18 protein-coding genes are annotated in these 19,975 nt (G+C 72.1%); 17 read left to right on the top strand and 1 reads right to left on the bottom strand.

Annotated elements, in window-relative coordinates; genetic code table 11:
- Positions 1-7 precede the first annotated feature (7 nt).
- Entirely contained in the window at positions 8-418 is a 411-nt protein-coding gene (gene nusB, locus ACK8GG_RS13705; protein ID WP_440356597.1) for a transcription antitermination factor NusB, read from the top strand.
- 251 nt (positions 419-669) lie between these two features.
- On the opposite strand, the gene bldD is transcribed toward nusB, so the two are convergent.
- The gene (gene bldD / locus ACK8GG_RS13700) at positions 670-1,158 is read right to left on the bottom strand and encodes a transcriptional regulator BldD (RefSeq protein WP_440351852.1); all 489 of its coding nucleotides are present in this window, start codon (positions 1,156-1,158) and stop codon (positions 670-672) included.
- Positions 1,159-1,433: 275 nt separating this feature from the next.
- On the opposite strand from bldD, the gene pyrR reads away from it, so the two are divergent.
- The 16 genes from pyrR to def all read left to right on the top strand — a co-directional run bounded on the left by pyrR (position 1,434) and on the right by def (position 19,970).
- Positions 1,434-2,042, top strand: coding sequence for a bifunctional pyr operon transcriptional regulator/uracil phosphoribosyltransferase PyrR (gene pyrR / locus ACK8GG_RS13695; RefSeq protein WP_440351853.1), 609 nt, complete (start codon positions 1,434-1,436; stop codon positions 2,040-2,042).
- Positions 2,039-2,959 (top strand): aspartate carbamoyltransferase catalytic subunit, encoded by a 921-nt coding sequence (locus ACK8GG_RS13690; protein ID WP_440356472.1) that lies wholly within the window; start codon positions 2,039-2,041, stop codon positions 2,957-2,959. Before pyrR ends, ACK8GG_RS13690 begins: the two co-directional genes overlap by 4 nt.
- A gap of 2 nt (positions 2,960-2,961) precedes the next feature.
- Positions 2,962-4,293 carry a dihydroorotase gene (locus ACK8GG_RS13685; protein WP_440356471.1) on the top strand — a complete coding sequence of 444 codons (1,332 nt, stop codon included), beginning with the start codon at positions 2,962-2,964 and terminating at the stop codon, positions 4,291-4,293.
- 49 nt (positions 4,294-4,342) lie between these two features.
- A complete protein-coding gene (gene carA, locus ACK8GG_RS13680) occupies positions 4,343-5,518 on the top strand; it encodes a glutamine-hydrolyzing carbamoyl-phosphate synthase small subunit (protein ID WP_440356470.1) in 1,176 nt (391 codons plus the stop codon).
- Complete coding sequence (carB, locus tag ACK8GG_RS13675) at positions 5,511-8,861, top strand: carbamoyl-phosphate synthase large subunit (protein WP_440353816.1); 3,351 nt, start codon at positions 5,511-5,513, stop codon at positions 8,859-8,861. Before carA ends, carB begins: the two co-directional genes overlap by 8 nt.
- Positions 8,862-8,966: 105 nt before the next feature.
- Positions 8,967-10,007, top strand: coding sequence for a quinone-dependent dihydroorotate dehydrogenase (locus ACK8GG_RS13670; protein ID WP_440353817.1), 1,041 nt, complete (start codon positions 8,967-8,969; stop codon positions 10,005-10,007).
- Positions 10,000-11,274 carry an adenosylmethionine--8-amino-7-oxononanoate transaminase gene (locus ACK8GG_RS13665; protein WP_440353818.1) on the top strand — a complete coding sequence of 425 codons (1,275 nt, stop codon included), beginning with the start codon at positions 10,000-10,002 and terminating at the stop codon, positions 11,272-11,274. Before ACK8GG_RS13670 ends, ACK8GG_RS13665 begins: the two co-directional genes overlap by 8 nt.
- A gap of 46 nt (positions 11,275-11,320) precedes the next feature.
- Positions 11,321-12,160: an orotidine-5'-phosphate decarboxylase gene (gene pyrF / locus ACK8GG_RS13660; RefSeq protein ID WP_440351860.1), complete on the top strand. Its 840-nt coding sequence runs from the start codon at positions 11,321-11,323 to the stop codon at positions 12,158-12,160.
- A 172-nt stretch (positions 12,161-12,332) separates the two neighbouring features.
- Positions 12,333-12,650 (top strand): integration host factor, actinobacterial type, encoded by a 318-nt coding sequence (mihF, locus tag ACK8GG_RS13655; protein ID WP_440351861.1) that lies wholly within the window; start codon positions 12,333-12,335, stop codon positions 12,648-12,650.
- Between the two features lie 26 nt (positions 12,651-12,676).
- Positions 12,677-13,171 (top strand): nucleoside/nucleotide kinase family protein, encoded by a 495-nt coding sequence (locus tag ACK8GG_RS13650; protein ID WP_440353819.1) that lies wholly within the window; start codon positions 12,677-12,679, stop codon positions 13,169-13,171.
- A 112-nt stretch (positions 13,172-13,283) separates the two neighbouring features.
- Positions 13,284-13,547, top strand: a complete 264-nt coding sequence (gene rpoZ / locus ACK8GG_RS13645; RefSeq protein WP_440351863.1) for a DNA-directed RNA polymerase subunit omega — start codon at positions 13,284-13,286, stop codon at positions 13,545-13,547.
- A 14-nt stretch (positions 13,548-13,561) separates the two neighbouring features.
- Positions 13,562-14,767, top strand: coding sequence for a bifunctional phosphopantothenoylcysteine decarboxylase/phosphopantothenate--cysteine ligase CoaBC (gene coaBC, locus ACK8GG_RS13640; protein WP_440353820.1), 1,206 nt, complete (start codon positions 13,562-13,564; stop codon positions 14,765-14,767).
- Between the two features lie 88 nt (positions 14,768-14,855).
- Positions 14,856-16,049, top strand: a complete 1,194-nt coding sequence (gene metK / locus ACK8GG_RS13635) for a methionine adenosyltransferase (protein WP_440353821.1) — start codon at positions 14,856-14,858, stop codon at positions 16,047-16,049.
- A gap of 59 nt (positions 16,050-16,108) precedes the next feature.
- Entirely contained in the window at positions 16,109-18,139 is a 2,031-nt protein-coding gene (locus ACK8GG_RS13630) for a primosomal protein N' (protein ID WP_440356596.1), read from the top strand.
- Positions 18,140-18,280: 141 nt separating this feature from the next.
- Complete coding sequence (locus tag ACK8GG_RS13625; protein ID WP_440353822.1) at positions 18,281-19,240, top strand: AAA family ATPase; 960 nt, start codon at positions 18,281-18,283, stop codon at positions 19,238-19,240.
- A 169-nt stretch (positions 19,241-19,409) separates the two neighbouring features.
- Positions 19,410-19,970, top strand: a complete 561-nt coding sequence (def, locus tag ACK8GG_RS13620) for a peptide deformylase (protein ID WP_440356469.1) — start codon at positions 19,410-19,412, stop codon at positions 19,968-19,970.
- Positions 19,971-19,975 lie beyond the last annotated feature (5 nt).

Here is a 19,975-nt window from a genome sequence, read left to right as displayed (position 1 = left end):
ACAGCAGATGCCGGCGCGCCGCAAGGCGCGTAAGCGGACTCTCGACGTGCTCTTCGAGGCCGATCTGCGGGACCGGCCGCCGGTGGAGGTGCTCGCCGGGTATCTCGACCGGATCGAGAAGCCCCGGCCGGCACATGTCGACTACGCGATCGACCTCGTCGAGGGCGTGGCAGCCAACCTCAACCGGATCGACGAGCTGATCGCCAGCTACGCCGAAGGGTGGACGCTGGACCGGATGCCGGTGGTGGACCGCAACCTGGCCCGCATCGCCGTCTACGAGCTGCTCTACGTCGACGAGATCGACGACCCGGTGGCGATCACCGAGGCGGTCGAGCTGGCCCGGCAGATGTCCACCGACGACTCGCCGCGCTTCCTCAACGGCCTGCTCGGCCGGGTGGCCGAGTACGCCACCCGCTGACCCGCCCCCGCTGACCCGCGCAACGGGCAGGCACCTCTGCTCGTCGGCACGCAAGGGCTGGCACCTGCTCGTCGGCACGCAACGGGCCGGCACCTGCTCGTTGGCACGCAACGGCCGGCACCTTGCTCGTCGGCACGCAATGGGCCGGCGAGCAGACCGGGAACGCACCTCACGGCCCGCTCACAACTGGCCCGCACACACGAAAAGGCCCGCGCCGTCCGGCGCGGGCCTTTCGTCGTGGTACGCGGCGATCAGGAGGCGAAGAACGCCCGGGGGTCGGCCACCAGCACACCGTGCTCGTTGAGCCGCTCGATCAGACCGGAGGGGGAGGCGTCGTAGACGATCGCCAGCGCCCGCAGGTCGTCGGCGCGGATCGAGAGCACCCGGCCGTTGTAGTCACCCCGCTGCTGCTGGATGGCGCGGGCGTAACGCGCCACGTACGCCAGGTCCTCGGAGGCCTCGTCGTAGAGCCGCTCCAGGTCCAGGACGATCTTGTTGGTCGGTTCGTGCCGCACCCCGCTGCCGTCGGGCAGCAGTTCGGAGACGGGCACGCGGTAGAAGTCGGCGAGCTCCGCCAGCCGCGACACGGTTACGGCGCGGTCGCCGCGCTCGTAGGAGCCGACGACGACGGCCTTCCAGCGGCCGTTCGACTTCTCCTCCACCCCCTGCAGGGAGAGACCCTGCTGCTGGCGGATGGAACGCAGTCGCGCGCCCAGCGACTTGGCGTATTCAGAGGGCATTGACACTCCCAGTGCTGCTCGGGGTTCTCCCAGCTATCGCTACGGAGCGTGACGGTACGCAGTTGAAGGTCACTTGGTCAAGTGTTGGAGATCGAGAAATCGTCCGGAGGTGGGATTCGGTGCCTCCGCCGAACGTCCGGCCGCCGGCCACCCGCTTCGGCCGGTCGTGTGACCACTGGTAACGTGTGCCGAGCCCCGTCTGCGCCGGTTACCGGCCGGGCGGAATCCGACATCCTTTAACGACCCGTCCCGTGAGGCGGGGAAGGAGGTCCGCCGTGGCCTACCCGCAGGCTGCCCGGCCCCCGGTGCCCGAGAGCACCCCGGCAGAGCCGGCACTGCAACCGTCCGTAAAGGTCATTCTGACCAGCGCCGACGTGCAGCGCGTCATCGACCGCATCGCGCACCAGATTCTCGAGAAGACCCAGGGCGCGGCCGACACCGTGCTGCTGGGCCTGCCCACCCGCGGTGTGCCGCTGGCGCGGCGGCTGGCCGAGCGGATGAGCGCCTTCGAAGGCATCGACGTCCCGGTCGGTGTGCTCGACATCACCCTCTACCGCGATGATCTGCGCCGCAACGCCACCCGCGCGATCGGACCGACCGAGCTGCCCTCGGGCGGCATCGACGGCCGCCGGGTGGTCCTCGTCGACGACGTGCTCTTCTCCGGCCGGACGATCCGCGCGGCGCTGGACGCCCTCAACGACGTCGGCCGGCCCAGTTCGGTGCAGCTCGCGGTCCTGGTCGACCGCGGCCACCGGCAGCTGCCGATCCGCGCCGACTACGTCGGCAAGAACATTCCGACCTCGCTGTCGGAGAGCGTGCGGGTGACCCTCGCCGGCCTCGACGACGCCGACGAGGTAAAGCTCTTCACCGGGGGACGGCAGTGATCAGGCATCTGCTCTCCGGCGCCGACCTGGATCCGGCCACCGCCACGCTGATCCTGGACACCGCCGCCGAGATGGCCACAGTGGCCGGACGTGAGGTCAAGAAGCTCCCCGCGCTGCGGGGCCGGACCGTGGTGAACCTCTTCTACGAGGACTCCACCCGGACCCGGATCTCCTTCGAGGCGGCCGCGAAGCGCCTCTCCGCCGACGTGATCAACTTTACGGTGAAGGGCTCCAGCGTCTCCAAGGGCGAGAGCCTCAAGGACACCGCGCTGACCCTGCAGGCGATGGGCGCCGACGCCGTCGTCATCCGCCACCCCGCAGCGGGTGCGCCGCACCGGCTGGCGAACTGGGTCGACGGCAGCGTGATCAACGCCGGCGACGGCACCCACGAGCACCCGACCCAGGCGTTGCTGGACGCGTACACGATGCGCGCCCGGCTTGGCCGCATCGACGGACTGCACGTCGCGATCGTCGGCGACGTGCTGCACAGCCGGGTCGCCCGCTCCAACATGCTGCTGCTGACCACGCTGGGCGCCAAGGTGACCCTGGTCGGGCCGCCGACGCTGATCCCCATCCAGGCCGACCGTGCCCTCGCCCCCGGCATCGAGGTCTCCTACGACCTGGACGCGGTGCTGCCCGAAAGCGACGTGGTGATGATGCTGCGGGTGCAGCGCGAGCGGATGGCCGCCTCCTACTTCCCCTCGGCGCGGGAGTACACCCGCCGCTACGGCATGGACGGCCCGCGGATGGCGCGACTGCCCGAGCACGCCATCGTCATGCACCCCGGGCCCATCAACCGCGGCATGGAGATCATGCCGGCGGTGGCCGACTCGCCCCGCTCCACCATCGTCGAACAGGTCACCAACGGGGTCTCCGTGCGGATGGCCGTTCTCTACCTGCTTCTCGGGGGTAAATAGCTGTGGCCACGTACCTCATCAAGGGCGCGAGCATCCTCGGCGCCGAGCCGACCGACCTGCTCATCCGCGACGGCGTGATCGCCGAGACCGGTCGTGGCCTCGCCGCCGAGGGCGCGGTGGTCGTCGACGCCGCGGGCCTGGTCGCCCTGCCCGGCCTGGTCGACCTGCACACCCACCTGCGCGAGCCGGGCCGCGAGGACGCCGAGACCGTCGAGTCCGGGTCCCGCGCCGCGGCGCTCGGCGGCTACACCGCCGTCTGCGCGATGGCCAACACCTCGCCGGTGGCCGACACCGCCGGCGTCGTCGAGCAGGTCTGGCGGCTCGGCCGCGAAGCCGGGCTGGTCGACGTGCAGCCCATCGGCGCGGTCACCGTCGGGCTCGCCGGCGAGCAGCTCGCCGAGCTCGGCGCGATGGCGACCTCCGCCGCGAACGTGCGGATCTTCTCCGACGACGGGCACTGCGTGGCCGACCCGCGGCTGATGCGCCGCGCGCTGGAGTACGTCAAGGCCTTCGACGGGGTCATCGCCCAGCACGCCGAGGAGCCCCGCCTGACCGAGGGCGCCCAGATGCACGAGGGCGAGGTCTCCACCCGGCTGGGCATGACCGGCTGGCCGGCGGTCGCCGAGGAGGCGATCATCGCCCGGGACGTGCTGCTGGCCGAGCACGTCGGCAGCCGCCTGCACATCTGCCACCTCTCCACCGCCGGCAGCGTCGAGCTGCTGCGCCACGCCAAGGCACGCGGAGTGCGGGTCACCGCCGAGGTCACCCCGCACCACCTGCTCCTGACCGACCAGCTCGTCGGCGGCACGCCCGAGCTGGGCAGCCCGGCGGTCGCCGAGGGCTGGAGCCCGGACGGCCCGTACGACCCGGTCTTCAAGGTCAACCCGCCGCTGCGTACGGCCACCGACATCCAGGCCCTGCGGCAGGCGCTCGCCGACGGGGTCATCGACATCGTCGCCACCGACCACGCCCCGCACGCGGTGGAGGACAAGGAGTGCGAGTGGGCGTACGCCCGCCCCGGGATGCTCGGGCTGGAGACGGCGCTGTCGATCGTGCTCGACGTGCTCGGCCCGCAGTGGGACCTGATCGCCGAGCGGATGTCGCGCGCTCCGGCGCGGATCGCCGGCCTGGACGAGCACGGCCACGACCCGGCGCCGGGCCGGGTCGCGAACATCACCCTGGTGGATCCGGCCGCACGGCGGATGATCGAACCCGACGACCTCGCCAGCCGCAGCCGGAACACGCCGTACGCGCGGATGACCCTGCCCGGCCGGGTGGTCGCGACGTTCCTGCGGGGCGAGCCGACGGTGCTCGATGGAAAGGCTGTGAAATGAGTCGGGTAAGTCTGGTATGCCCCGGGTTCCGGGTCGAGAGGGAGACTGCGTGAAACGGCGACCGGCAATCCTGGTCCTGGAGGACGGGCGGACGTTCCGCGGCGAGTCGTACGGCGCCGTGGGGGAGACCTTTGGCGAGGCGGTCTTCAACACCGGCATGACCGGCTACCAGGAGACCCTGACCGACCCCTCCTACCACCGGCAGGTGGTGGTGCAGACCGCGCCGCACATCGGCAACACCGGGGTCAACACCGAGGACGACGAGTCCGACCGCATCTGGGTGGCCGGCTACGTCGTACGCGACCCGGCCCGGATCGGCTCCAACTGGCGCGCCACCGGCGAGCTGGAGCAGCGGCTGGCCGACGAGGGCGTCGTGGGCATCTGCGGAGTGGACACCCGCGCGCTGACCCGGCACCTGCGTGAGCGCGGCGCGATGCGGGTCGGCATCTCCAGCGTCACCACCGACACCGAGGAGCTGCTGGAGCGGGTGCGCAGCGCGCCGGCGATGGTCGGCGCGGACCTCTCAACCGAGGTGACCACCGACAAGCCGTACGTGGTGCAGGCCGAAGGGGAGCAGCGCTACGTCATCGCCGCGCTCGACCTGGGCATCAAGCGCAACGTGCCGCGGCGGCTCGCCGCGCGCGGTGTCACCACCCACGTGCTGCCGGCCTCCTCGACCATCGAGGAGCTGCTCGCCACCGGCGCCGACGCGATCTTCTTCTCGCCCGGTCCGGGCGACCCGGCGACGGCGGAGCACCCGGTGGCCCTGGCCCGGGAGGTGCTGCGCCGCCGGGTGCCGCTCTTCGGTATCTGCTTCGGCAGCCAGATCCTCGGCCGGGCGCTGGGCTTCGGCACGTACAAGCTCGGCTACGGCCACCGCGGCATCAACCAGCCGGTGCTGGACCGCACCACCGGCAAGGTCGAGGTGACCAGCCACAACCACGGCTTCGCCGTGCAGGTGCCGGGTGCGGGCGCCGACGGCGCGGTGGTGCCGAACCAGGTGATCGACACCGAGTTCGGTGGTGTCGAGGTCAGCCATGTCTGCCTCAACGACAATGTGGTCGAGGGGCTGCGGGCCCTGGACGTGCCGGCGTTCACCGTGCAGTACCACCCGGAGGCGGCGGCGGGTCCGCGCGACGCGGACTACCTCTTCGACCGCTTTGTGGAATTGATCGAGGGTGCCCGCAGTCGCGGCGCGGACGACAGCGGAGAGCAGCATGCCTAAGCGCAGCGATTTGAAGCACGTACTGGTCATCGGCTCCGGCCCGATCGTCATCGGCCAGGCCTGCGAGTTCGACTACTCCGGCACCCAGGCCTGCCGGGTGCTGCGGGCCGAGGGGCTGCGGGTCAGCCTGGTCAACTCCAACCCGGCCACGATCATGACCGACCCGGAGTTCGCCGACGCCACGTACGTCGAGCCGATCACGCCGGAGTTCGTCGAGCAGGTCATCGCCCGGGAGCGGCCCGACGCGCTGCTGCCGACCCTGGGCGGGCAGACGGCGCTGAACACCGCCGTGGCGCTGCACGAGGCCGGGGTGCTGGAGAAGTACGGCGTGGAGATGATCGGCGCCGACATCGAGGCGATCCGCCGCGGTGAGGACCGGCAGCTCTTCAAGGAGATCGTCGCCAAGGCCGGGCTGCGGCTCGGCCTCGACGTCGACACCCCGCTGGTGCCGCGTTCGCGGGTCTGCCACTCGATGGACGAGGTCCGCGACACCGTCGCCGAGCTGGGGCTGCCGGTGGTGATCCGGCCGTCGTTCACCATGGGCGGGCTGGGCTCGGGCATGGCGCACACCGACGAGGACCTGGACCGCATCGCCGGCGCGGGCCTGGCGGCCAGCCCGGTGCACGAGGTCCTCATCGAGGAGAGCGTGCTCGGCTGGAAGGAGTACGAGCTCGAGCTGATGCGCGACCGCAACGACAACGTGGTGGTCGTCTGCTCGATCGAGAACATCGACCCGATGGGTGTGCACACCGGCGACAGCGTGACGGTCGCCCCGGCGATGACGCTGACCGACCGGGAGTTCCAGCAGCTGCGCGACCTGGGCATCGCGGTGCTGCGCGAGGTCGGCGTGGACACCGGCGGTTGCAACATCCAGTTCGCGATCAACCCGGCCGACGGCCGGATCGTCGTGATCGAGATGAACCCGCGGGTGTCGCGCTCCAGCGCGCTGGCCTCCAAGGCCACCGGCTTCCCGATCGCCAAGATCGCAGCGAAGCTGGCGATCGGCTACACCCTCGACGAGATCCCCAACGACATCACCCTCAAGACCCCGGCGGCCTTCGAGCCGACGCTCGACTACGTGGTGGTGAAGATCCCGCGCTTCGCCTTCGAGAAGTTCCCCGGCGCCGACCGGGAGCTGACCACCACGATGAAGTCGGTCGGCGAGGCGATGAGCATGGGCCGCAACTTCACCGAGGCGCTGAACAAGGCGATGCGCTCGATGGAGACCTCGGCGGCCGGCTTCTGGACCCAGCCGGACCCCGACGGCGCCACCGTGGAGAACACCCTCGAGGCGCTGCGGATGCCGCACGACGGCCGGCTCTACACGGTGGAGCGGGCACTGCGCCTGGGCGCCACCGTCGAGCAGGTATCGGCGGCCTCCGGCGGGATCGACCCGTGGTTCCTGGACCAGATCGTCTCCCTGATCGAGCTGCGCGCCGAGATCCTCGCGGCCGCCACCGTCGACGAGGAGCTGCTGCGTCACGCCAAGCGGGCCGGGCTCTCGGACCGCCAGATCGCGGCGCTGCGCCCCGAGCTGGCGGCGGAGGACGGGGTGCGGACGCTGCGCCACCGGCTCGGGCTGCGCCCGGTCTACAAGACCGTCGACACCTGCGCGGCGGAGTTCGCGGCGACGACGCCGTACCACTACTCCTCCTACGACGAGGAGACCGAGGTCACGCCCTCGGACCGGCCGAAGGTGATGATCCTGGGCTCGGGCCCGAACCGGATCGGCCAGGGCATCGAGTTCGACTACTCCTGTGTGCACGCGGTGATGGCGCTGCGTGAGGTCGACTTCGAGACCGTGATGGTCAACTGCAACCCGGAGACGGTCTCCACCGACTACGACACCGCCGACCGGCTCTACTTCGAGCCGTTGACCTTCGAGGACGTGCTGGAGGTCTGGCACGCCGAGGACTCCTCCGGCCGGGCGGCCGGCGGTCCCGGCGTGGTCGGCGTGATCGTGCAGCTCGGCGGGCAGACCCCGCTGGGGCTGGCGCAGCGCCTCAAGGACGCCGGCGTGCCGGTGATCGGCACCTCGCCGGAGTCGATCGACCTGGCCGAGGACCGGGGCGCTTTCGGCGCGGTCCTGGCCAAGGCGCAGCTGCGTGCTCCGGCGCACGGCACCGCCACCAGCTTCGGCGAGGCGAAGGCGATCGCCGACGAGATCGGCTACCCGGTGCTGGTCCGCCCCTCGTACGTGCTGGGCGGCCGGGGCATGGAGATCGTCTACGACGACGAGACCCTGCGCGGCTACATCAGCCGGGCCACCCAGATCTCGCCGGACCACCCGGTCCTGGTCGACTCCTTCCTCGACGACGCGATCGAGATCGACGTGGACGCGCTCTGCGACGCCGACGGCGAGGTCTACCTCGGCGGCGTGATGGAGCACATCGAGGAGGCCGGTATCCACTCCGGCGACTCGTCCTGCGTGCTGCCGCCGATCACGCTGGTGAGCGAGCACCTGGCCGAGGTGCGCCGCTACACCGAGGCGCTGGCCCGCGGCATCGGCGTGCGCGGTCTGCTCAACGTGCAGTACGCGCTCAAGGACGACGTCCTCTACGTGCTGGAGGCCAACCCGCGCGCCTCGCGTACGGTGCCGTTCGTCTCCAAGGCCACGGCGGTGCCGCTGGCCAAGGCGGCGGCCCGCATCGCGGTCGGCGCGACCATCGCCGAGCTGCGCGCCGAGGGGCTGCTGCCGGCCACCGGCGACGGTGGCCTGATGCCGCCGGGGTCGCCGGTGGCGGTCAAGGAGGCGGTGCTGCCGTTCAAGCGGTTCCGCACCCCGGCCGGTCAGGGCGTCGACTCACTGCTGGGCCCGGAGATGAAGTCCACCGGTGAGGTGATGGGCATCGACATCTCGTTCGGTCACGCCTTCGCCAAGTCGCAGGCCGCCGTCTACGGGGCGATGCCGACCTCCGGCAAGATCTTCGTCTCGGTCGCCAACCGCGACAAGCGCGGCATGATCTTCCCGGTCAAGCGCCTGGCGGACCTCGGCTTCACCATCGTCGCCACCACCGGCACCGCCGAGGTGCTGCGCCGCTACGGCGTGGAGTGCGAACTGGTCCGCAAGCACTACGAGGCCGGCACCGACGGCGACGACGCGGTCTCGCTGATCAGCGGCGGGGAGATCGCGCTGGTGATCAACACCCCGCAGGGCTCGGGCGCCAGCGCCCGTTCCGACGGGTACGAGATCCGCAGCGCGGCGGTGACCGTCGACATCCCCTGCATCACCACCGTTCCGGGCGCGGCCGCGGCCGTGATGGGCATCGAGGCCCTGATCCGGGGCGACATGGCGGTACGCCCGCTGCAGGAGCTGCACGCGACGCTGCGGGCCGCGAGGTGAACCTGCCCTTCGGCGCGGCGGTGGCGACATCGCCGCGCCGAAGGACGCAGCGATGACGATGATCTGTGGCGAGGCGGAATCTGTGGCGAGGCGGGAGCGCAAGCGGTGACGTTCGAGAAGCTGGTCCGGCCGGCGCTGTTCCGCCTCGGTGGTGGTGATCCGGAGGCCGCCCACGAGTGGACGCTGCGCCGGCTGGCGGGGCTGTCCCGGGCGCCGGCGGCGCTGGCGGCGCTGCGGGCCCGGTACGCCGTGGCCGCGCCGCGCACGGTCTTCGGGGTGGACTTCCCCAACCCGGTGGGGCTCGCCGCCGGGATGGACAAGAACGGTGTCGCGCTGCCGGCGTGGCCGGCGCTCGGCTTCGGCTTCGTCGAGGTCGGCACGGTCACCTCCCGGGCCCAGCCGGGCAACCCGCGGCCGCGGCTGTTCCGGGCGCCGGCGAGCGAGGCGATCGTCAACCGGATGGGCTTCAACAACGAGGGCGCGGCGGCGCTGGCGGCCCGGCTCAAGGCGCTGCGCCGGCCGCTGGGGGTGCCGCTGGGCATCTCGCTGGGCAAGTCCAAGGTGACGCCGCTGGAGGACGCCGTCGCCGACTACCTCGCCTCCTACCGGGCGCTGGGCTCCTTCGGCGACTACTTCGCCGTCAACGTCTCCTCGCCCAACACCCCGGGGCTGCGGCAGTTGCAGGACCGGGAGCACGTCGACGCCCTGCTGAGCGTCCTGGCCGGCGGCAAGCCGGTGCTGGTGAAGATCGCACCGGACCTGACCGACGCGGCGATCGCCGAGCTGCTGGAGGTCTGCCTCGACCGGGGCGCCGCCGGGGTGATCGCCACCAACACCACCCTGGAACGGGGTGGGCTCGCCGCCGCCGACGCGCACCTCGCCGGTGAGGCGGGCGGGCTGTCGGGCCGGCCGTTGACCGTCCGGGCCCGGGAGGTGGTGCGGTTCGTGCACCGGGAGACCGGCGGCCGGCTGCCGATCATCGGCGTCGGCGGGATCATGGACGCCGACGACGCCACCCGGATGTTCGACGCCGGGGCCGACCTGGTGCAGCTCTACACCGGCTTCATCTACCGCGGCCCGCGCCTGGTGCGGTCGGCCGCCGAGGCCGCGCGGGCCGCCGCGACCGCCGGTTCCGCCCGTGCCTGAGCCGGAGCTGCTCGCCGCCGACCGGCGGCACGTCTGGCACCCGTACGCGCCGATGCCCGGCACCGCCGACCCGTACCTGGTGGCCGAGGCGGCCGGGGTACGGCTGCGGCTGGCCGACGGGCGCGAACTGGTCGACGGGATGTCGTCGTGGTGGGCGGCGGTGCACGGATACCGGCACCCGGTGCTCGACGCGGCGGTGACCGCCCAGCTCGGCCGGATGAGCCACGTGATGTTCGGCGGGCTGACCCACGCGCCGGCGATCGAGCTGGCCCGGTCCCTGGTCGAGGTGACTCCGGCCGGGCTGGAGCACGTGTTTCTCAGCGACTCCGGTTCGGTCTCCGTCGAGGTCGCGATCAAGATGTGCCTGCAGTACCAGCGGGGCCGCGGCCGGCCGCAGCGGCAGCGGCTGGGCACCTGGCGCGGTGGCTACCACGGCGACACCTTCCACCCGATGAGCGTCTGCGACCCGGTGGGCGGGATGCACTCGCTCTGGGGTGACGTGCTGCCCCGGCAGGTCTTCGCCGACCTGCCCCCGGCCGGCTTCGACACGCCGGCCGACCCCGGGTACGCCGCCGCACTGGTCGACGCGGTCGAACGGCACGCCGGTGAGCTGGCCGGGGTGATCGTGGAGCCGGTGGTGCAGGGGGCCGGTGGCATGCGCTTCCACAATCCGCAGTACCTGCGGCTGCTGCGCGAGGTGACCGCCGCGCACGACATCCCGCTGATCTTCGACGAGATCGCCACCGGGTTCGGGCGTACCGGTGAGTTCTTCGCCGCCGGGCACGCCGGGGTGACGCCGGATGTGATGTGCCTGGGCAAGGCGCTCACCGGCGGCTATCTGAGCCTGGCGGCCACGCTCTGCACGCCGCGGATCGCTGCGGGGATCTCGGCGACCGGGGTGCTGGCGCACGGGCCGACCTTCATGGGCAATCCGCTGGCCTGCGCGGTGGCGAACGCCTCGCTGGGGCTGCTGGCCGAGCGGGACTGGCGCGGCGAGGTGGCGCGGATCGGCGCCGGGCTGCGGGCCGGTCTCGAGCCGCTGCGTACGGCGCCGGGGGTGGCCGACGTGCGGGTGCTGGGCGCCATCGGGGTGGTGCAGCTCGACCACGACGTCGACGTGCCCGCCGCCACGGCCGCCGCGGTCGACGCCGGTGTCTGGCTGCGCCCGTTCCGCGACCTGATCTACACCATGCCGCCGTACGTCGCCGACGTCGCCGACGTCGACCGGATCGTCACCGGCATCGCGGCCGCTGTCGCCGCCGGCTGACCGGAGAGGGCGGCGTGGCCGTCCCCAGGGAGAGGGAGCAGACCCGATGGAGACCTTCGGTGCCCGGCTGGACCGGGTGGTACGTGAGCGGGGACCGCTCTGCGTCGGCATCGACCCGCATCCGGCGTTGCTGGCGCGCTGGGGCCTTCCCGATGACGTGACCGGTCTGGAGCGGTTCACCCGGATCGTCACGGAAGCCATCGGTGACCGGGTTGCGGTGGTCAAGCCCCAGTCGGCGTTTTTCGAGCGATTCGGATCCCGCGGAATCGCGGTCCTTGAGTCAAATATCCGACAGTTGCGTGCCGCCGGCGCGCTCGTTCTGCTTGACGTCAAGCGCGGCGACATCGGCTCCACCGTCGCCGCCTACGCCACGGCCTATCTGGATCCATCCAGCTCGCTGTATGTGGACGCGGTGACGGCGAGCCCCTTCCTCGGCGTGGGCGCCCTCGCGCCGATGTTCGAGACCGCGGCCGCGGGCGGCGGCGGCGTCTTCGTGCTGGCACTGACCTCCAACCCGGAGGGGGCGCAGGTGCAGCGTGCGGTGACCGCTGACGGCCGGACCGTCGCGCAGACCGTGATCGACGAGATTTCCCAGCTCAACGCGGGTGCGGAGCCGCTGGGCAGCTTCGGGTTGGTGGTCGGGGCGACCATTGGTGACACCGGTCACGACCTGAGCGCGGTCAACGGCCCGCTGCTCGCTCCCGGCCTCGGCGCCCAGGGCGCGAGCGCATCGGATCTGGCCCGCGTCTTCGGTACCAGCCTGCCGGCCGTGCTCCCTTCCTACTCCCGGGAGGTGTTGTCGGCTGGTCCGGATCCGGCGGCGCTGCGGGCCGCAGCCGATCGGATCCTGGCCGAGTGCAGGGCCGTCGTACGCCCGCTCGGCTGACTGTGGACTCGGTCAGCAGCGGTATCGCCACAACCTGCCACGTTGCCGAATGCGCCAGGGAACGCTAGTTTTCCCGGCGCTGGGAACCACTGACCCCTTTGGTTCACAGCCACACCACGTTTCACGTGCGGCGGGGCACGTCCCCGTCGCGATAGGGACCTGAGGAGAACTGGTGCCGCTCCCGTCACTGAGCCCCGAGCAGCGCGCTGCCGCGCTGGAGAAGGCTGCGGAGATCCGCAAAGCCCGCGCTGCGCTGAAGGAGCAGCTCAAGCAGGGCAAGACCACGCTGCCCGCCGTGTTGGACCGGGCCGAGTCCGACGAGGTCGTCGGCAAGCTGAAGGTGTCGGCCGTCCTCCAGTCGATGCCGGGCATCGGCAAGATCCGGGCCACGCAGATCATGGAGAGGCTGAAGATCGCCGACAGCCGCCGCCTGCGCGGCCTGGGCGAGCAGCAGCGCAAGGCTCTGCTTGCGGAGTTCGCGTCCAACTAGTGCGCGTCGCCGTGTAGAAACAAGCAGTGCGCAACGACGAGTCGCGCCCGGCGGCCCGGCCCATCGTCCTTACCGGACCGTCAGGTTCCGGCCGGGGCGCTGTGGCCGGGCTGATCCGGGCGCGATCGTCGTCTGTGCGGGTGCCGGTCGCGGTCACCACCCGCGCCCCGCGACCCGGGGAGCGCCCCGGCGCCGAACGCGAGTTCGTCACCGCCGCCCGTTTCGACGCGCTGCTGGCCGCGGGTGAGCTGCTGGCCCCCGCGACGATCGGCCCGGACCGCTACGCCATCTCCCGCGCTGCGCTGCGCCGGGCCGGCGGGCATCCGCAGCTGATCCCGCTCGACCCCGCCGGCGCCCGGCAGGTGCGCCACGAGTTGCCGCGGTCGGTGCTGGTGCTCCTGGTGCCTCGCGCGGGCGACGAGATGGCGCTGACCGGCCTGAACCCCGACGTCGTGATGGTGTGCGAGTCCGTCGAGCGGGTCGCCGCGGAGCTGCTAGGCTTACTCGGTTCTTCTTTCTGACTCCGGCCAACCGGCGTCGATTCCCGAATCGCCCCCGCCCCCGAACGACCCGGTCCCGGGCGGCGGCCCGAGGGATCGCACCCGGTTGAGAATTAGCAGAGGTTTATCTGTCGTGGGATCCATCGCCAACCCCGAGGGCATCACCAACCCGCCGATCGACGAACTGCTGGAGAAGACGACCTCGAAGTACGCCCTGGTGATCTTCGCGGCCAAGCGCGCGCGTCAGATCAACGCGTACTACAGCCAGCTCGGCGAGGGGCTGCTCGAGTACGTCGGCCCGCTGGTGGAGACCACCCCGCAGGAGAAGGCGCTCTCGATCGCCATGCGCGAGATCAACGAGAACCTCCTCACCGCCGAGCCGACCGACCAGCCGTAACCGCGGCGCGTTCGATGACCGCCGAGATCGTCCTCGGTGTCGGTGGGGGCATCGCCGCCTACAAGGCCTGCGAGCTTCTCCGTCTCTTCACCGAATCCGGCCACGGGGTACGCGTCGTCCCCACCGCCTCCGCCCTTCGCTTCGTGGGAGCGCCGACCTGGTCGGCGCTCTCCGGCCGTCCGGTGGCCGATGACGTCTGGTCCGACGTGCACGAGGTGCCACATGTGCGCCTCGGGCAGCGGGCGGATCTGGTGGTCGTCGCACCCGCCACCGCGGATCTGCTGGCCAAGGCGGCGCACGGTCTCGCCGACGACCTGCTGACCAACACGTTGCTGACGGCGCGCTGTCCGGTGGTGATGGCTCCGGCCATGCACACCGAGATGTGGGAGCACCCGGCGACGGTCGCCAACGTCGCGACGCTGCGCGCTCGCGGTGTGCTGGTGATCGAGCCGGCGAGCGGACGCCTCACCGGTGCCGACACCGGCAAGGGCCGGCTGCCCGACCCGGCGGAGATCTTCGCCTTCGCCCGCCGGGCGCTGGCGCGCGGCGGGGCCGAGGCCGACCTGGCAGGCCGGCACGTCGTCGTCACCGCCGGCGGCACCCGCGAGCCGCTTGACCCGGTCCGGTTCCTCGGCAACCGCTCCTCCGGCAAGCAGGGGTACGCCTTCGCCCGCGCGGCCGCCGCCCGGGGTGCCAAGGTCACCCTGATCGCCGCGAACACCGCGCTGCCCGATCCGGCCGGGGTGGACCTCATCCGGGTCGGCACCACCGAGGAGCTGCGCAGCGCGACCGTGGCCGCCGCGGCCGACGCCGACGTGGTGGTGATGGCCGCCGCGCCCGCCGACTTCCGGCCGGCCGACTACGCCTCGGCCAAAATCAAGAAGTCCGAGGACGGCAGCGCGCCCACCATCGAGCTGGTCACCAACCCGGACATCGCCGTCGAGCTCGGCCACAGCCGCCGCCCCGGAAGCCTCCTGGTGATCTTCGCCGCGGAGACGCACGACGCCGAGGCGAACGGGCGCGCCAAGCTGGCCCGCAAGGGCGCCGACCTGATCGTGATCAACGAGGTGGGGGTGGACAAGGTCTTCGGGGCCGACACCAACGCCGCGACCGTGCTCGCCGCCGACGGTGCCGCGTGGACCTTCGCCGAGCAGCCCAAGGAACAGCTCGCCGACGGCGTCTGGGATCTCGTGGTCGGCCGCCTGAGGCCGGTGTCCTGACTGATGGTTTCTCCCTACTGATCCCACTCGTCCGGCCGCGGCCATGACTTAGACTGCCGCGGAAACGACTTCGACACCTAGGAGCACCGTGGCACGCCGCCTTTTCACGTCCGAGTCGGTCACGGAGGGCCACCCGGACAAGATCGCTGACCAGATCAGCGATGGGATTCTCGACGCCCTGCTGACCGAGGACCCGCGCAGCCGGGTCGCCGTCGAGACGATGATCACGACCGGCCAGGTGCACGTGGCCGGCGAGGTGACGACCAAGGCATACGCGGACATCCCCACCATCGTGCGGGAGACCATCCTGGAGATCGGTTACGACTCCTCCAAGAAGGGGTTCGACGGCGCCTCCTGCGGCGTGAGCGTCTCCATCGGAAGCCAGTCGGCCGACATCGCCCAGGGTGTCGACAACGCCGTCGAGCTGCGTACCGGCGAGTCCGAGAGCGCGCTCGACGCCCAGGGCGCCGGCGACCAGGGCATGATGTTCGGCTTCGCCTGCTCCGAGACGCCCGAGCTGATGCCGCTGCCGATCGCGCTGGCACACCGGCTGTCGCGGCGGCTGACCGCCGCCCGCAAGGACGGCACCATCCCGTACCTGCGCCCGGACGGCAAGACGCAGGTCACCATCGAGTACGACGGGCTGCGCCCGGTGCGGCTCAACACGGTTGTCGTCTCCAGCCAGCACGCCGCCGACATCTCGCTGGAGTCGCTGCTCACCCCGGACGTGCGCGACCACGTGATCGCCCCCGAGCTCGAAGGGCTCGACCTGGACACCGCCGACTACCGGCTGCTGGTGAACCCGACCGGCCGTTTCGAGATCGGTGGCCCGATGGGCGACGCCGGCCTCACCGGCCGCAAGATCATCGTTGACACCTACGGCGGGTACGCCCGCCACGGCGGCGGCGCCTTCTCCGGCAAGGACCCGTCGAAGGTGGACCGTTCGGCGGCGTACGCGATGCGCTGGGTCGCCAAGAACGTCGTCGCCGCCGGCCTCGCCGAGCGCTGCGAGGCCCAGGTCGCGTACGCGATCGGCAAGGCCCACCCGGTCAGCCTCTTCGTCGAGACCTTCGGCACCGAGACCGTGCCGGTGGAGCGGATCGAAGCGGCGATCAACGAGGTCTTCGACCTGCGGCCGGCCGCCATCATCCGGGACCTGAACCTGCTGCGCCCCATTTACCAGCAGACCGCCGCGTACGGCCACTTCGGCCGGGAGCTGCCGGACTTCACCTGGGAGAGCACCGACCGTGCCGCCGACCTGAAGTCGGCAGCGGGAGCCTGACCGGAACCAGGCGCAGCGACCGGCAACCCGCCACGGAGTTGCCGGTCGCTCGCGTCTGCGTGGACGTGCCGCTGCCCCACCTGGACCGGCTCTTCGACTACCTGGTGCCGGCCGAGCTCGCCGAGCAGGCGGTGCCCGGCACCCGGGTGAAGGTCCGCTTCGGACGGCAGCTCGTCGACGGCTGGCTGCTGGAACGCGCGCAGTCATCTACCCACGACAAGCAGCTGGCGTACCTCGAGAAGCTGGTCTCACCGGAGCCGGTCCTGGCCCCGGAGGTCGCCCGGCTGGCCCGGGCGGTCGCCGACCGCTACGCCGGCACCCTCGCCGACGTGCTGCGGCTGGCCGTCCCGCCCCGGCACGCCCGCACCGAACGCGAACCGGACCCGGCCGCCGCGAACGCCGACGCGGCAGACGACCGGACCGGGCAGGAGTCCCCGGCATCCGCCGGAGCCTCACCGGACCACGCCGCCGAAGGCGCCCTGCCGGACCGGGCCGCAAGCCCGAACGAACGCCAATCCGAGGGCAACCCTGCCCTCGTGCCAGGAGCCGGCTGGTGTGACTACCCGACCGGGCCGGCTTTCCTGCGGGCGCTGCGCGAAGGGCGGCCCGCCCGTGCGGTCTGGTCCGCCCTCGCCGGCGAGGACTGGGCCCGCCGGTACGCCGAGGCGATCGCCGCCACCGTCGCCGGCGGCCGGGGCGCGGTCGTGGTGGTCGCCGACGGACGCGACCTGGACCGGCTCGACGCGGCGCTCACCGCCGAACTCGGCGCCGGCCGGCACGTCTGCCTCTCCGCCGCGGCCGGTCCCACCAAGCGCTACCGCGCCTTCCTGGCCGCCCGGCGCGGCCGGGTCGCCGCCGTGATCGGCACCCGGGCGGCGATGTTCGCCCCCGTCGACAACCTCGGCCTGGTAGCGATCTTCGACGACGGCGACGACCTGCACGCCGAGGCGCGGGCCCCGTACCCGCACGCCCGGGAGGTGCTGCTCACCCGCGCGCAGCTCGCCGGCGCGGCCGCGCTGCTGGGCGGCTTCACCCGCACCGCCGAGGGGCAGCTGCTGGTCGAGACGGGCTGGGCGAAGGAGATCGCCGCCGACCGGGCGACGGTGCGCGCGCGTACGCCGGCGGTGGCCCCGACCGGCGACGATCCGCAGCTGGCCCGTGACCCCGGCGCGGAGACCGCCCGGCTGCCGAGCCTGGCCTGGCAGGCGGCGCGCGCCGCGCTCGCCGCCGACGCCCCGGTGCTGGTGCAGGTGCCCCGCCGCGGATACCTGCCCGCCGTCTCCTGCGGCGACTGCCGCACCCCGGCCCGCTGCGACCAGTGCGCCGGGCCGCTGGCGCTCGGCTCCGCGCAGGCGGCCCCCGCCTGCCGCTGGTGCGGGCACGTCGCCACCGCCCACACCTGCCCGCACTGCGGTGGCCGCCGGCTGCGGGCCGCGGTCACCGGGGCCCGCCGTACCGCCGAGGAGCTGGGCCGGGCCTTCACCGGCGTGCCGGTGCGCACCTCCGGTCGCGAGGAGGTCCTCACCGAGGTGCCGGGGGAGGCGGGCCTGGTGGTCGCCACCCCGGGCGCCGAACCGGTCGCCGTCGGCGGTTACGGCGCGGTGCTGCTGCTCGACACCTGGGCGCTGCTGACCCGGGCCGACCTGCGCGCGGGGGAGGAGGCGCTGCGCCGCTGGCTCACCGCGGCCGCCCTCGCCCGGCCGGCCGCCGCCGGTGGCCGGGTGGTGGTCGTCGCCGACGGCTCGCTCGCCGCCGTGCAGGCGCTGCTGCGCTGGGACCCGGCCTGGTTCGCCGCCCGGGAACTCGCCGAACGCCGTGAACTGGGCTTCCCGCCGGCCATGCGGATGGCGAGCGTCACCGGCGCCGCCGAGGCGGTCGGGGCGCTGCTGGCGCAGGCCCGGCTGCCCGCCGAGGCCGAGCAGCTCGGCCCGGTCCCGGCCGGCGACGACAAGGAACGGATGCTGGTACGCGTGCCGCGCCGGCGCGCTCCGGAGCTCGCCACCGCACTGCGCGACGCCGCCGCGCTGCGCTCCGTGCGCAAGGCAGCCGACCCCGTCCGTATCCAGGTGGACCCGCTCACGTTGTTCTGAGCGGCACGGAAAGTGGTAAGTAACCCGGTGGTAGCATCGCCCGTCATACCCCGGCCCACGTGGCGTCGAGGTGGCGGGAGCCCGATGCTCCGGACGCGCGAATCGATGATGTTGTCAAGCCTTTGATCAGGGGTGCCGCTCGTGACCGTTCGCCAATCCATCGTCTTCAACGGTGACCTCGGCAGTGGCAAGAGCACGGTCTCGATCGAGATCGCCAAGCGCCTGGGTCTGCGGCGGATCAGCGTCGGCGACCTCTACCGGGAGATGGCCCAGCAGCGGCAGATGACCGCGCTGCAGCTCAACCTGCACGCCGAGCTGGACCAGGCCGTCGACGGCTACGTCGACCAGCTCCAGGAGGAGATCGCCGCCTCCGGTGAGCAGCTGGTCGTCGACTCCCGGCTGGCATGGCACTACTTCAAGGACGCCATCAAGGTCCACATGATCACCGAGCCGACCGAGGCGGCCCGCCGGGTGCTCGCACGACCGGCCGGCCCGGCCGAGAGCTACAGCTCGCTGGAAGAGGCCAAGCAGCGGCTGCGCGAGCGCAGCGACAGCGAGCGCGGCCGCTTCATCACCCGCTACGGCGTGGACAAGGCCAAGCTGCGCAACTACGACCTGGTCTGCGACACCACCCGCGCCTCCGCCGCCGAGGTGATCGAGCACATCCTCGCCGTCGTCGACGACACGACCGGCAACGACCTGGTGCACACCGCCCCGCCGATGCTGCTGCTCGACCCGGCCCGGATCTTCCCCACCGAGGAGATCCAGGCGCTGCGCGAGGACTGGAACGGCGACGCCCTCGCGACGGCACTGGCCGTGGACGTGGCGCACCTGGAGCCGCTCAAGATCGGTTACACCGGCGAGCACTTCTACGTCGTCGACGGCCACGACCGGCTCAGCGCCGCCGTCCGCGCCGGCCTCAAGGTCGTCCCCGGGGTCCTCGTCGCCGAGGTCGACGAGGAGGTCGTCGGTGGCCTCAGCGCCGTCGACTACTTCCGCCGGCAGGTCAGCCCCGCCGTCATCGGCGACTGGGAGTCCGCCCACGGCATCGTGCTGCCCGCCCGCGACGAGGTGCTCACCGCCGACGCCGGCGCTTCCTGACCGGCCCGCACCGCCGCCCGCCGCCGGGATCTGCCGTCGGCCGGGCACCGCGCCGCCCCCCACTCCACCCGCCGCCGGGAGACCTCCCGGTCGGCCGGGCCCCCCACCGGGCACTCCGTAGACTGGTACGGCCCGATCCGCCCGTCATCCTCGTGAGGAGCCACCCCGCGTGACCGTCCAGCCCATCCGTCTGTTCGGAGATCCGGTGCTGCGCACGCCGGCCGAGCCGGTCGTCGACTTCGACGTCGAGCTGCGCAAGCTGGTACGCGACCTGAGCGAGACCATGCAGGAGAGCCAGGGCGCCGGGTTGGCCGCGCCGCAGCTCGGCGTGGGGCTGCGGGTCTTCACCTTCGACGTCGACGACGTGATCGGGCACCTGGTCAACCCGGTGCTGGAATTCCCCGACGTCGAGGAGCAGGACGGCCCGGAGGGCTGCCTGTCGATCCCCGGCCTTTATTTCGACACCAAACGCCGGCTCAACGTGGTCGCCAAGGGCTTCAACGAGTACGGCGACCCGATGCAGATCGTGGGCACCGGGCTGATGGCGCGGTGCATTCAGCACGAGACCGATCACCTCGACGGGGTTCTCTTCGTCGACCGGCTGGACCCGCAGCGACGTAAGGAAGCAATGAGAGAGATCCGCCAGGCCGAGTGGTACGACCTCGACAAGCCGCCGGTGGTGAAGCTGAGCCCGCACTCGATCAGCAACCCCTTCGGTCTGGGGCGGTGACCGGG

It is taken from the genome of Melissospora conviva, assembly GCF_049523535.1.
Lineage (GTDB): Bacteria > Actinomycetota > Actinomycetes > Mycobacteriales > Micromonosporaceae > Melissospora > Melissospora conviva.
Note: the sequence above shows the minus strand (reverse complement) of the source record. Positions and strands in the feature narration are given on the sequence as shown.

Coding starts and splice junctions, on each gene's coding strand:
- coaBC (WP_440353820.1), top strand. CDS start 13,562: ATGACCGCCGAGATCGTCCTCGGTGTCGGTGGGGGCATCGCCGCCTAC.
- pyrF (WP_440351860.1), top strand. CDS start 11,321: ATGGAGACCTTCGGTGCCCGGCTGGACCGGGTGGTACGTGAGCGGGGA.
- bldD (WP_440351852.1), bottom strand. CDS start 1,158: ATGCCCTCTGAATACGCCAAGTCGCTGGGCGCGCGACTGCGTTCCATC.
- carB (WP_440353816.1), top strand. CDS start 5,511: ATGCCTAAGCGCAGCGATTTGAAGCACGTACTGGTCATCGGCTCCGGC.
- nusB (WP_440356597.1), top strand. CDS start 8: ATGCCGGCGCGCCGCAAGGCGCGTAAGCGGACTCTCGACGTGCTCTTC.